13 protein-coding genes and 1 tRNA gene are annotated in these 12,501 nt (G+C 70.3%); 6 read left to right on the plus strand and 8 right to left on the minus strand.

The genetic code is table 11. The features are described 5' to 3' along the window. Nucleotides 1–299 precede the first annotated feature (299 nt). A complete protein-coding gene (locus OG776_RS24025) occupies nt 300–1,571 on the plus strand; it encodes an MFS transporter (RefSeq protein ID WP_329322516.1) in 1,272 nt (423 codons plus the stop codon). A 170-nt stretch (nt 1,572–1,741) separates the two neighbouring features. Further along, the gene (locus OG776_RS24030) at nt 1,742–2,497 is read left to right on the plus strand and encodes a rhomboid family intramembrane serine protease (RefSeq protein WP_329322517.1); all 756 of its coding nucleotides are present in this window, start codon (nt 1,742–1,744) and stop codon (nt 2,495–2,497) included. A 56-nt stretch (nt 2,498–2,553) separates the two neighbouring features. Here OG776_RS24030 and OG776_RS24035 read toward each other — a convergent pair whose 3' ends face one another. After that, entirely contained in the window at nt 2,554–3,096 is a 543-nt protein-coding gene (locus OG776_RS24035; RefSeq protein WP_148008886.1) for a GNAT family N-acetyltransferase, read from the minus strand. Between the two features lie 352 nt (nt 3,097–3,448). Here OG776_RS24035 and OG776_RS24040 point away from each other — a divergent pair, with 352 nt between their 5' ends. Together OG776_RS24040 and OG776_RS24045 are read left to right on the plus strand one after the other, a co-directional pair. Continuing rightward, a complete protein-coding gene (locus tag OG776_RS24040; protein WP_261994496.1) occupies nt 3,449–3,583 on the plus strand; it encodes a hypothetical protein in 135 nt (44 codons plus the stop codon). A 50-nt stretch (nt 3,584–3,633) separates the two neighbouring features. Continuing rightward, nucleotides 3,634–3,795, plus strand: a complete 162-nt coding sequence (locus tag OG776_RS24045) for a hypothetical protein (protein WP_329322518.1) — start codon at nt 3,634–3,636, stop codon at nt 3,793–3,795. A 97-nt stretch (nt 3,796–3,892) separates the two neighbouring features. On the opposite strand, the gene OG776_RS24050 is transcribed toward OG776_RS24045, so the two are convergent. Together OG776_RS24050 and OG776_RS24055 are read right to left on the minus strand one after the other, a co-directional pair. Next, the gene (locus OG776_RS24050; protein ID WP_261994495.1) at nt 3,893–4,624 is read right to left on the minus strand and encodes a FixH family protein; all 732 of its coding nucleotides are present in this window, start codon (nt 4,622–4,624) and stop codon (nt 3,893–3,895) included. Between the two features lie 298 nt (nt 4,625–4,922). Next, nucleotides 4,923–5,369: a hypothetical protein gene (locus OG776_RS24055; protein WP_148008884.1), complete on the minus strand. Its 447-nt coding sequence runs from the start codon at nt 5,367–5,369 to the stop codon at nt 4,923–4,925. A gap of 325 nt (nt 5,370–5,694) precedes the next feature. Here OG776_RS24055 and OG776_RS24060 point away from each other — a divergent pair, with 325 nt between their 5' ends. Both OG776_RS24060 and OG776_RS24065 read left to right on the plus strand, forming a co-directional pair. After that, complete coding sequence (locus OG776_RS24060) at nt 5,695–6,081, plus strand: type II toxin-antitoxin system RelE/ParE family toxin (RefSeq protein ID WP_148008883.1); 387 nt, start codon at nt 5,695–5,697, stop codon at nt 6,079–6,081. After that, complete coding sequence (locus OG776_RS24065) at nt 6,078–6,416, plus strand: XRE family transcriptional regulator (protein WP_148008882.1); 339 nt, start codon at nt 6,078–6,080, stop codon at nt 6,414–6,416. Before OG776_RS24060 ends, OG776_RS24065 begins: the two co-directional genes overlap by 4 nt. 374 nt (nt 6,417–6,790) lie before the next feature. On the opposite strand, the gene OG776_RS24070 is transcribed toward OG776_RS24065, so the two are convergent. The 5 genes from OG776_RS24070 to OG776_RS24090 all read right to left on the minus strand — a co-directional run bounded on the left by OG776_RS24070 (nt 6,791) and on the right by OG776_RS24090 (nt 12,284). Next, nucleotides 6,791–6,863: transfer RNA gene (locus tag OG776_RS24070), tRNA-Arg, on the minus strand. A gap of 535 nt (nt 6,864–7,398) precedes the next feature. After that, complete coding sequence (locus tag OG776_RS24075; protein WP_329322519.1) at nt 7,399–8,322, minus strand: hypothetical protein; 924 nt, start codon at nt 8,320–8,322, stop codon at nt 7,399–7,401. After that, the gene (locus OG776_RS24080) at nt 8,319–9,356 is read right to left on the minus strand and encodes an alpha/beta hydrolase (RefSeq protein WP_148008881.1); all 1,038 of its coding nucleotides are present in this window, start codon (nt 9,354–9,356) and stop codon (nt 8,319–8,321) included. The genes OG776_RS24075 and OG776_RS24080 overlap by 4 nt, the downstream gene beginning before the upstream one ends. 406 nt (nt 9,357–9,762) lie before the next feature. After that, complete coding sequence (locus OG776_RS24085; protein ID WP_329322520.1) at nt 9,763–10,041, minus strand: hypothetical protein; 279 nt, start codon at nt 10,039–10,041, stop codon at nt 9,763–9,765. 389 nt (nt 10,042–10,430) lie between these two features. Further along, the gene (locus OG776_RS24090; protein ID WP_329322521.1) at nt 10,431–12,284 is read right to left on the minus strand and encodes an IclR family transcriptional regulator domain-containing protein; all 1,854 of its coding nucleotides are present in this window, start codon (nt 12,282–12,284) and stop codon (nt 10,431–10,433) included. Between the last annotated feature and the right edge of the window lie 217 nt (nt 12,285–12,501).

The following is a 12,501-nucleotide window of genomic DNA, read 5'->3' on the forward strand; positions in this document are numbered from 1 at the left end:
GTACCGGCATCGAGGCACGGCCCGGCCGGAACATGTTCTCCCGGTCCCCGTGCCGGTCCGCACCTGGCCCCCAGGCGTGGTCCTGCCCAGCCGGTCGCCCCGGCATCCCTCCGGTCCCGGGATTCCTCCGGGCCCGGCATCGTCGCTGGTCCCGGGCGTCCCGGCGTCCCGTCCGCGCGGTGAGGCCGGGCCGGACGCCCGAGGGCCGCGGGACAGCGTCGTACCGACCCGCGCACCCTTGCTTTCGCCGCTCGGCGAAACAATAACGACGACCCCGTGCTCCGCCCGAGACTGCGCCCATGCGCAGCTACTCCGACCTCTTCCGCACCCCGGAGTTCACCCCGCTCTTCCTGACGTCCGCGCTCCAGGGAGCGGCCTCGACGGTGGGCGGCCTGGCCCTGGGCACCCTGGTCTACCGGGCGACGGACTCGCCCCTGCTCTCCGCCCTGAGCATGTTCGGCCCGTCCCTCGCCCAGGTCCTGGGCGCGACCACACTGCTCTCCGCCGCGGACCGGCTGCCGCCCCGCGCCACGACGACAGGCATCGCCCTCGCCTTCGCGCTCGGTACGGCGGCGGTGGCGCTGCCGGGTCTCCCGGTGGCCGCGATCTTCGGCATCCTCTTCGCACTCGGCCTCGTCGCGTCCCTGGGCGGCGGGGTCCGCTGGGGTCTGCTGAACGAGATCCTTCCCCGCGACGGCTATCTGCTGGGCCGCTCCGTCTTCAACATGATGAACGGCCTCACCCAGGTCGCCGGGTACGCGGCGGGCGGTGTCCTGGTGGCGGTCGTGTCCCCGCGTGTCGGACTCCTGACGGCGGCCGCGCTGTATCTGGCGGCGGCGGCCGGGACCCGCTTCGGCCTGACGCGCCGCGCGCCCCGTGCCTCCGGCCGTCCGTCGATCGCCCGGACCTGGCGGACGAACGCCCTCCTGTGGTCCGACGGTCCCCGCCGCACGGTCTATCTGCTCCTCTGGATCCCCAACGGCCTGGTCGTCGGCTGCGAGTCCCTCTTCGTCTCCTACGCTCCCGAGCACGCGGGCGTGCTCTTCGCCTCCGCGGCCTTCGGCATGCTCGTGGGCGACGTGACCACGGGCCGGCTCCTCGCACCGCGCGTCCGGGCACGGCTGGGCGTCCCGTTCCTGCTGCTCCTGGCGACGCCGTACCTCGTCTTCGTCCTCCGCCCGGGCATCGTGGTGTCCGCGGCCTGCGCCGCCGTCGCCTCCGTGGGCTTCGGGTCGAGCCTGATCCAGCAGGAGCGCCTGATGGCGCTGACCCCCGACGAACTCGCCGGCCACGCCCTCGGGCTGCACTCCTCCGGGATGCTGACCCTGCAGGGCGTCAGCGCGGCCCTGGCGGGCTCGATCGCCCAACTGGCCTCGCCCGGCGCGGCGATGACGGCGATGGCGGCGGCATCGGTCGCCGTCACGGCGGCGGTCACGCTGACGGCGCCGGTGCCGGGTTCCCGGGGGAGCGCCACCGGAACCGCCACCGGAACCGCCGCCGGAACCGCCGCCGGACCCGCCGCCGGACCCGCGCCCGAGCCGACGCCCGGCCGGGCGAAGCCCCGCCCTTAGCGGACGGGTCCGCGCGATCCACGTCACGTACGCGCTGCTCCGCGCACCCCGCCCCCGTGACCCCGCGTTCCTCCCGACGGCGCCCCGGACGCATCCTCTGGGCGGCGTCCCCGGGCTTCGTAGAGTTCGCCATGGAGCGGATACGGATCCGCCGGGGAGGGGAACGCGCGATGGGCGGCAGACCGGATCAGGGGCGGGCGGGCGGCGGACCGGCCGACCCCGAGCAGATGATCGCGGAGGCGCGGAAGGCGTTCTTCGTGATGTTCGGGTTCCTTGTGGTCGTCTGGACCGTGCAGTTGGCCAACTCGACCGGCCACTACGCCCTTTCACGGGACTACGGGGTGGTCTCCGGAGACCTGGGGACGCTGCCCGACATCCTCAGCGCGCCCTTCCTGCACTGGAGTTGGGCACACATCGAGAGCAACTCCGGCCCGCTGTTCGTGTTCGGGTTCCTCGCGGCGTACCGCGGTGTCGTCCGCTTCCTCGGGCTGAGCCTGCTCGTGGCGGTGACCAGCGGACTCACGGTCTGGTTCTTCGAGCGGGGCGGCGTCGACACGGTGGGGGCCAGCGGTCTGATCTTCGGGTACTTCGGCTACGTCGTGGTCCGCGGGATCTTCGACCGCCACCTGATCGACACGCTGATCGGCATCGTGATGGGGGCCTCCTTCGCCTATCTGCTGACCGTCGCCGTCCCCGGGACACCCGGGGTGAGCTGGCTCGGTCATCTCGGCGGGCTGATCGGGGGCCTGCTGGGGGCGTGGCTCTTCCGGGACCGGCGCCCGGGATCGGTGCCGGCCTCCCCGTCCGGAGGCGGGGCAGGCGGCGACGGGAGAGGCGGGGGAGCGGGCCGCCGCGCCCCGCGGACGGACGCCGGCAACCCGCGCGCGGACCTGCACAAGGAACTCGGCGACCTGGGCCTTCTCTAGGCCCGCCGGCCGACCCGTACCCCCGGTCCCCCTGCTGCCGACGCCCCGGGTCTCCCTCAGCCCCGGGCGTCCGGCTTCCAGTCCTGGACCAGAAGTCCGAGCAGGACCTCGTCCAGGAACTCGCCCATCACCCAGGCCGCGGACCGCAGCACACCCTCGCGGACGAAGCCGTTGCGCTCGGCGGAGCGCAGCATCGCGGTGTTGTCCGACAGCGTCTCGATCTGCAGCCGGTGCAGACCGCGGACGACGAACCCGTACCGGCAGAGCACGGCGACCACGTCGGTGCCGTAGCCCTTGCCGCGGCAGGACGGCAGCAGCCCCAGCCCGATGTGCGCGGACCGGTTGTGGGTGTCGATGTTCCACAGCACCGCGCTGCCGACCAGGGTGCCGCCGTCCAGCTCGACCACGGAGAACGGGACGTGCCCTTCCTCCGTGTCGTCCACGATCAGCCGCGAGTGCTTCGAACCGGGCGTGATCGGCCGCCAGGGCCGGCTGTCGGACCGCGAGTGGTTGACCACGTCGTCGTGGAGTTCGGCCTGAAGGACCGGGATGTCGTCCTCGTGCCGGGCCCTGAGCCCGACCTTGCTGCCACTAAGCATGCGAGCTTCCTATCCGACCGGCTCGGCGGCCGACAAACGAATTAGCGGGCCGAGATCCATGGCACCCGGCGGGCGTGGGGTCCCAGACCTTCCGGACCGCACACCCGAGCACCTCCGTCCATGTCTCGGCGAGCGTCGTGAACGCGGTTTCGGAGCCCTCGGTACATCCGGACCGGACCGCATTCCCCGAGATGTCCCTCCGTTCCCCCGCTGTTCCTCCGCTTCATCTGGTGGACTTGTGGCGCGTACCCGGACCCGTTCGTCGTGCCGGGTCCGCATCGAGAAACAAGTCCGTCCCAGCGGGCCCTTCCAGGACGGGTGGTCCGGCTGCCGCATACGAGGAGACAGCTGAGTGGACACCCTCTCGGTGACCCTGGTCTCGGCCTTGACCTCAGGCGCGATCTCCATGGCCGCCTGTGACGTCTACTACGCGACGCAGTCCAGCATCGGCACCGACGTCCTCCTCGCCCCCCCGAAGGACGGCTGAGGAGCTACAGGGAATTCTGCGAGCTCCTCTCGCGGCCAGACCAGCGGGTGTTGGCCGACCCCCTCATCTGGTTCCACCTCGCCGTCGCCAAGGGCGAGCGTCGCCAGAACCTGCAGCGCGCCCTGGACGCCCTCCAGGAGTTGTCCGGGTTCCTCGACGACAGCCTTGCCGGCGGCGCGTCACTGCGGGCGCGCTGGAACGCGGAGCTCTAGAGCAGACGGCCGGGGAGGACGCGTCCTCATCAGGCCGGTCACAGAGACCCGTGACTCGGAAGGGGCGCCGCCGCCTGGACAGCGCCCCTTCCGGGCGTCAGCCGACGTGCAGGGTCAGCGCGGCGGTGTGGAGCTTGCCGCCGGTCTGGAACTGCAGGAACAGTCGCCAGTCGCCTGCGGTGGGGAGTTCGGCGTGGAAGGCCAGGTCCGGGCCTCCACTGTCACCGGTGACCTTGGTGGTCGGGTGGAGATGAGCGAACTCCTGGTTGCCCTCACGGAAAGCGGTCAGGTGGGCGTAGGTCTCCAGGTAGGGCTGGAGGTCGGTGACCGGCCTGCCGTCCTTGGACACGCTGACGCTCAGGGGGTGGGCCATGCCGGCCATCGGTTCGCCCTCGACGGTGACGGTGTACCCGTCGACCTCCGCGGTGGTGGCCGGCGCGGGCAGCGGGGTCCTCGTCGCGTTCCCGGGGACGGTGACAGTACGGCTGAGAACGAAGCCCTTGCCCTTCCCCGTCCCGCTGTCGGGGGTGAAGCTCGCGAATGTGCGCCAGGAGCCGGGTGCCAGGGCGGTCAGATCGGCGGTCCAGGTGCCATCCGGGGCCATCGTGGGGTGGATGTGCTGGAAGCCGGTCAGGTCGGAGCGGATGGCGTAGAAGTGCATCCGCTTGGTCTGGTCGAGGGCGAAGCCGGTGACCGGTTTGCCCCCTGCGCCGGTGACCGTGAACCGGTAGACGGCCTGCTCGCCGGACGGCAGGGTCGTGTCCTTCGAGGTGAGGCGGTAGCCGTCCCGGGTGTCGGACAGTCCGTTTCCGTCGGACGTGTTGTCCATGCCCGGCATGTCACCCATCGAGGGTGACGCGCTCCGCGACGACGACACGGAGGGCCTGTCGCCATGGTCCATGCCGGGCATGGACGAGGAGTCGTCCGAGGACCCGCAAGCGGCCAGAGTCAGCGCGAGAGCAACTGCCGTACCGGCCACGGCGACAGCACGGCGGCGCACGGTGGAACGAGATGAAGTGAACATCGAACGGTGGTCTTTCCGGGTGGGCGCACCACACCGGTGGCGCGCGAGAGTGAGCAGGACACGGGGCCGAACCGGCCGTTGCCGAAGTTCGGCGTCGTGTCTGTCACGTCCGCGCGACGCACGCCTGAAGCAGGAGATCTCGCCCGCCGGTCGGAGGACCGCGCCGCCCCGTCCGGCTGATCGCCGCCCGAAGTCCCGCGGGCATCCAGAAAGCCGACACCGCGACAGCGGCCACCGCGAGCAGGCCCGGTGCCGGCAGAGGGATCCGCTTGGGCGCCGGCGTGGACACGCACAGCTCCCCGGACATCCCCGAAGCATCCGCATGGCGCAGGCTCAGGCCCGGCTGATGCGTGTCCGGCGCCGCATGGCGCATGGCCGCCGGGGCGAGGTCATGGCCACCGGACATCGACGAGGACGTCGCCGGCATGGACCCGTGGCAGCCGCCGGCGGCGGTGGCCGGAGCGCCATGCATGAGGAACAGCCCGAACAGGACCGCGCACACCGCGAGCAGCCGGGTCACTCCCCGGTCGCCCGCCTGTCCGCCGCCCACAGTCGCTCCCCTTCCTTCCTCGCCGTCCGCGTACCGCCCCACCGGACCATACCCGGGCAGGGTATCCCTGACCCGCGTCCCTCGCATCCGGAGTCACACACGGACGGTCCGCTCGCATCACCCGTCACCCACCACCCACCACGCGCATCAGCTAGGGAAACCGTGATCACCTGGGCGGTTCGATCACTGGTCAAGGTGAAAGGCCGTGGCGCGGCTTCGTCGGGCGCGGTCGCTTTCATCATGGTCCCCCGCTGTTCTCCGATCGAGCTGGTGCGCTTCTCAGGTCCCCTTGGAACATCACCGACATGTTAACGCTTGCATTAACATGGCGGCCGTGGCTCAATGGGAAGTGGTCCTTGTCGGGGAGGTCGCGGCGTGGTTCGAGGCGCTGGCCGAAGCGGACTGGGACAGCGCTGAACAGGTAGAAGACGCTATCGACATGCTGACGGTCACGGGTCCTACGCTCGGCCGTCCCCTGGTCGATCGAATCAAGGGTGCCGAGAATCATCACCTGAAGGAGCTGAGGCCGGGATCGTCCGGGAGCAGCGAGATCCGCATCCTCTTCGCCTTCGACCCGGTGCGCCGGGCGGTATTGCTGGTGGCCGGCGACAAGGCTGGGAACTGGCAGCGCTGGTACGACATCAACATTCCGCTCGCTGAGGAGCGGTACCGGACGCATCTGGCCGATCTTGAAACAAGGGAGTACGAATGAGTGCCGTGAGCTGGGAGGAGACCAAGCGCAAGGCGCGCGAGCGGCGTGCGGCCACTGGGCTGCCGGTGCGGTCGGACCAGGAGAAGCAAGCGGCAATGGACCGGCTGACCGCTGAAGTGCGTGCTCACAAGCTCGCAGAGGTCAGGCGTGAACAGGCGCTGACTCAGCGCCAAGTGGCCGCGTCGATGGGGGTCTCGGCACCTCGGGTCTCCGCGATCGAGCATGGTGAGCTGGATCGCGCGGAGGTCGCGACTCTCCGGGCCTACGTGGAAGCGCTCGGCGGTCGGCTGCGTGTGGTCGCGGACTTCGGGGACGCCGAATACACCGTCGCCTGAGACGCTTGCCGCCGGCGGCCGTGGAGTTGGGTCCAGCGGAGGCCGACGCTCTCGATGAACAGGAAGGCTCGGGTCTGTGACCTGGCCCATTGCTCGTGACCCAGGTGTGGGAGCCCGGCGCGGTGTTGTCCGCCGCACGTAACCTCACCGGGCCCACCCGTCGACGCGCAACCAGATTGTCCTGCCGTCACGTCAGTCACGACTGATCCCCGCGCGGCCGTGGCCTCTGGCCGTCCTGTCGGTGCAACGTCCTGCTAGGCCGGATCGACGAGGCTGCCTGACCGAAAGTACGAGGCGTACGTCCGGCGCCACCTTGTGCCAGAAGTGAATGCCGAAGGCCCCGGACCACGATCGGTCCGAGGCCTTTCCCCATGTGCCCCCGGCAGGATTCGAACCTGCGACACCCGCTTTAGGAGAGCGGTGCTCTATCCCCTGAGCTACGAAGGCGGGGATCTGTCGGAAAACGTGTCTGAAAAGTCTACCGAGATCGGCGGACCGCTCAGGCCTGCTTGGCGACAGGTCGTGGTGGCAGCCGTGAGGGCGTAGCCACCGCGGTCAGTGTAGCGGGTGGTGTCTGATCCGAGGGAGGAGAGACGTGCGCACCGGCTCAGACGACGAGCGCGTGGGTGGATCTTGGGTCGGGCGACGGAGTTGCTCAGCCAGGCGCAGCCGATGGGGGCCAGCAGCGCGACCTCTGGCCCGTCGGCAGGGACTCTCTCGCGGGCGCAGCTCCGGTCGAAGCGGGAGCGCGGGACCTCGCTGTCCTGGCGGAAGTCCTTGAGCCGGCGGCCGGCACGGGTGTCCGCCGGTATCCGCCTCAGGCGCTCGGTGCGGTTGAAGCGCTCCCGCTCGGTCGAGAGGGCGGGTGCGAGCACTTCGATCGTCTACCGGGTCGGCACGGGAGCAGCCTCGGCCGGACCGTCGGGGAAGAGCGCGGGATGATCGCTGTTCCCGTCGCGGTTCGTCCCGGTCAGGGACGAGCTCAGGCCATCTCGGTCTCCCCCGGCGCAACGGGTGATGTCACGGCGACACGCACGGTGCCGGTGTGCGACGGGGCGACCTGGGCCACGCTCTGGTCCTCGGCGTTGCGGGCGACGATCGCGGGCTCGCCGGTGCCCTCGAAATGCGTCCGTGCACGCGCCATCGCCTGGAACGTCTCCTCTCCCGTAAGAGGCTGGGTCGACCAGGCGTGGTGGATGTAGCGTCCCTCGGAGTCTTGGTGGATGCCGATTCCCTCACCGGTCCGGGGTGCGGCGTGCGGAGCTCGGAGAGCTTCGTAGATCCGGCTGGAATGGTCGAGGGCCCGGTGCTCGGCGCGCTCGTCGACCTGTGTGCGCCGGAGGGGGAGGGCTGCGGACTCGGCTGTGGATCCGCCGGCGCGGGCGAAACAGGGGGAGGTCACGGAGATGGCTGCGAGGCCCTCGCCCTTGGCACGGTCCACGACGCCGGTGAGGGCGGTCATCCAGAAGTCATCCGGTTCGGTCCGCATGCTCACCGAGGGAAAGGCTTCGGACCAGTCGGCGTCCGATGACTGGAACTTGTAGCCCAGTTTCACCCAGGCGTCCCGAGCGTGCCGCACGAGGGCCTTGGCCTTGCTGCCCGGGACCCCGGTCAGCTGATAGGTGAGTCGGTATTGGACGCGGTCCTCCGCGCCGCCGTCGTCCCGGGCAACGCATGCGCCCAAGGGGCGGAGCCCGGTTCGTTTGAGGGCCGGCTCGGGCGACATGCCGTCCACCGCCTCGTGAACGATCTCCTCGGCCCGCTCGGCTGCTTGCTTCTCATTCATGGTGACCTGCTTGGATTTGGATGCGCCGTTCCCGTTTCCATCCTGTTGAGTCCCGCAGGCCGTGAGTGCGGCTGTCAAACACAACAGTGCAATGGCTGACATCATTCGGTTCGGTTTCACGTGGTTCCTCCAGTCGCGATCTTCGCCATGTCAGCCAGGGAATCCCCTTCCCAATACTGAGAATGAGCGGGCATGAGGCCGTCCGTGAGAGGAAACTTCCCGTCGGCGACGCCGAAAGTCCGGCCGCCGAACTCATCGGACGTCGGGTCGTTCCCGTACATGACCGAGTGGTCGTCGAAGAGGCGCCGGTAGGCCATGGGGTTCAACGGTGCCCACTGCCCTGCCGGTGGCGGGGCCATGTTGACCAGATCGTTCTTCGCTGTCGCCGCCCAGACGTGGTCCGCGGGAATGTTCAGGTCCTTCGCGTGGCTGACCCCCACGCCCGGGCTCCCGACCAGGATCGCGTTGTCCACCGGCAGGTCCGGGTGATCGCGCATCGTCTCGCCGGCCACGAGGGTGCCGTAGCTGTGACCCAGAACCGTTGAGTTGACGTGTCCACCGTGAGCGGTGTCGATTCCGTTCAGGAAGCCGCTCAACGGCCCACGGGCGTGGTCGGCCCACGTGGCGTCGGTCGCGTCGCCCAGGAGGCTCTGCGGTGCGTCGTAACCGAGCCACATGACCGACGCCGTGGAATGCGTGGGGTCCGTGGTGGTCGCTTGGTCCTGCAGCAGTTCGGCTCTCGAAATATCACCGTCAATGCTGCTCAGTTTGCTCCCGGTTCCCGGAACATAAGTCACCACGTTGTCGGCGGTATCGGGATTTCCCACGGACATGACGACATGCCCGAGTTTCTTGTCGTCGAACCAGAGAAGATATGGACGTGTGCTCTCATCCAGGTAGTTGTCGAAGCGGGACTGGATCGCGTTCATACCGTCGAGAGGTTTCTGGAGTTCCCGGCCGGAGACCGTGAGATCGTCGTCGGCCTTCAGCGTCCGAAGCTTCGGCGCCCACTTCTCGTCGGCCTCCGTGGCCTCCTTGAGGGCATCCGCGATCTGGTCGGCGTACTCCTGCGCACGGCGGTGGTGCGGGTTGGGGTCGAAGCCGGCCGCTTGGCGGCCGACCGCCGAAGCCGTCGAGTCGGTCAGACCGGTCACCGTGCCACCCCCCAGGAAGTTTGCCGTCAACTTCCTGACCGCCGGACGGATAGCTGATCGAACCGTCGGAGTGCACGGTGATCTTCTCCGCCCGCGCGTTGCCGACCGCCGCGTCCAGCTTCTTCTTCGCCGCCTCCAGGTCGTACGCGAACCCGTCGAGTGCCGCACCGACCAGACCGCATTCCGCCTGGGTGTAATGGAAGTTCCGCGCCAGCTCGCGCAGTTGCTTCAGGGCCGCAGTCGCAGCCTCGCCCTGGTTGGCGTTGCGCATGGCAACAGTGATCTGTTGCTCGATACGTTCCTCGGCCGCACTGGCCATGTCGCGCATCCTGCGGTATCCGTCCGCCGAGTCCGAGAACTCCGACGGCTTCAGGGCCCTGAGGGTCGCGAAGTCCATGACTTCTCGTCACCGGCCCCCGGTCTGGCCGCCGACGGCGGGTGTGTCCGCGTACTGGACCTTCAGCTCGGCGATTTCGGCCTCGATCGCCTCATCAGTCCTCATCTGGTCGTTGCCCACCTTCTCGAACAACCCCGCCAGCGCGTCGCAGCGCGCGCTCACACCCTTGACGCAGCGCTCCCAGGAGTCGTGGACGTCCCGTTGCGCGGCGGCACTCAGACATCCGGAATCCTCGACCGGAACGTCGCACATGTTCGCAGCAGTCACATCGCCACGACCGATACGCACGGTAGCGGTCCTTCGCCGTGCGTCCCATCCGCTCCCACGACCAGGTCGGCTGAGTATCCGTACTCATGCAGCGTGAGGTTCCTGTGGCGCGCTGCTGTCAGTGAGTCGTGGGGATCAGGTCCGCTTTCCTCGGCTGGGCGGCCCGCCGTTGGCTGATTCGCTGGGACGGCGCACGAACGGCTAGTGGGAATAGAGCAGTTGATCCGCGGGAGTCGGAGATGCCGACAGTGATGCGAGGAGCCGCCGACGCTTCCGGGCGACGGCGAGGGCCGTGATCGCTCCTCCGAGGAGTACGGCGACGCCGATGCCCGGCCCGAGTCGGAGGGCGCCGTCGCCGCCACCGCGGCCGGACGTCGAGGCCGCCCCGGCCCACCGTCCCCTCACCCCCCTCACCCCCGCGGAACCCGCCGGAACCGCCCCGCGACCCGCAGGTCCGCCTCGATGGCCGTCGCCGTGGTCAGCAGTTCCGGCAGGAGTTCGTCGACGCATTGCGCGGAGGTGCGACGGCTGCTGTGCATCGCGACATTGACGGCGGCCACCACGCGCCCGCCGCGCCCCCGCACCGGGACGGCGATCGAGCGCAGCCCCTGCTCCAGCTCCTCGTCGACGAGGGCGTACCCCTCGACCCGTACGCGGTCCAGGACCGCTCTCAACCGGTCCGGGTCCGTGATCGTGTGCGGGGTCAGCGGACGCAGTTCGGGGAGCGGGGGCCCGGGCAGGTCCGCCAGCATCACCCGGCCCAGCGAGGTCGCGTACGCGGGCAGGCGGGTGCCGACCGTGATGTGGACGCTCAGGATGCGGCTGGTGGTGAGGCGGGCCGTGTACTGGATCTCTTCGCCGGTCAGCACGGCCAGTGACACCGACTCGTGCAGACGCTGCGAGAGCCCGGTGAGATGCGGGGTCGCGATCTCGGCGAGCGAGGTGCGGGAGAGGGGCGGGAAGCCGAGGCCCAGCACACGCGGGGTGAGCCGGAAGACGTGCTCGTGCGCGGTGACGTAGCCGAGGTGTTCCAGGGTGATCAGCGCGCGTCGGGCCGTCGCGCGGGCCAGTCCGGTGGCCCGCGCGACCTCGCTGAGGGTCAGCGCGGAGCGGCCCTCGCCGAAGGCGGTGATCACCGTGAGGCCGCGGGCCAGCGATTCGACGAACTCCCGGCCCAGTTCCTGCTTGGATTCCCCGGTCCAGACGGCGAGGCCGGAAGGGGCGGCCGGCGCGGCGGACGCCCCTTCCGGGGTCTCGCGCAGTTCCCGCTCCATCGCGGCGACGGCCGCCCGCAGCCTCGGCAGCAGGGTGTCGCGCAGATCGGCGGCGGTGTGCCGGCTGGTGTGGCTCACCACGCTCACCACGCACGCGATCCGTCCCGCCTCCCGTACGGGCATGGCGAGGGCGACCAGTCCCGGTTCGATCAGCTGGTCGTCCAGCGCCCAGCCGTCCTCCCGCGCCTCGGCCGTACGCCGCTCGAAGTCGTCGCCGAGCGCGGGGGGCGACGGGTCCGCGTCGGGGGAGGCGGGGCCCCGCACGTCCGTCTCGATCGGACGGCTGCGCGCCGGGACGGCAGGGAAGCCGCGGTCCTCGGGGTCCGCCGCGCGGCGCTCCCGCCACCGTGCCCATTCCGGCTCGCCCCATTCGGTGGCGAACAGCGGGCCCGGCGCGGTGCGTTCGGCGGGCAGCAGGTCGCCGATGCGGAAGCTCAGCGACATGGCGCGGCGCCGGGTCGCCTGGTGGATGAAGCGGACGCCGTCCTGGTCGCCGACCGCGAGGGAGACCGACTCGTCGAGCTCGTCGGCCAGGGCGTCGGCGTGCGCGTCGAGGAGCCGGGGCAGGCGCAGCGCGGCCAGGTAGGCGTTGCCGAGCTCCATCAGACGGGGAGCCAGTACGGCGTCCCGGCCGTCGAGGCGTACGTACCCCCTGCGCGCCAGGGTGGCCGTGATGCGGTCGACGGTGGACCGCGCGAGCCCCGTGGACCGCTCCAGGCCGCTGAGGCTCGACACCCCGTCGGCCTCGGTCAGCCGCCGCAGCACCGCGATACCCCGGATCAACGGGGTGACGGCCTCGGCGGGCACGGTGGCCTCAGTGGCCTCAGTGGCCTCGGTGGGCACGGCGGAGAGGGTCGCTCCCTCGTCGCCGTCGAGGCCCCTGCCTGCCGCGCCTCGCGCCGGTCCGGCCCGCCCGTTCCGGGTCGGCTCGCCCCGGGCCCGCTCGTGCCCGGCCCCGCTGCCCGCGTCCGCCCCGACGTTCGATGGCATGTGCTCTCCGTTGCGGCTCTCGGGAGAGGCCCGGCGCGACCGGTCCCCGGGACCCGCTGCGGTTCTCGGGGAAGGTTCGCTCATTGCGGCCCTCGGCAGGATTCGGAACAGGGTTCGCTGTGGGAACGGGATTCGGCTCGGGACGGATTCGGTGCGGAACGGGGTCGACGGGGATCGGAGGAACGGAACTCGACCGGGACCGGAAGGGATCTGCGGA

Origin of the sequence: Streptomyces sp. NBC_01689 (assembly GCF_036250675.1) — a bacterium.
Lineage (GTDB): Bacteria > Actinomycetota > Actinomycetes > Streptomycetales > Streptomycetaceae > Streptomyces.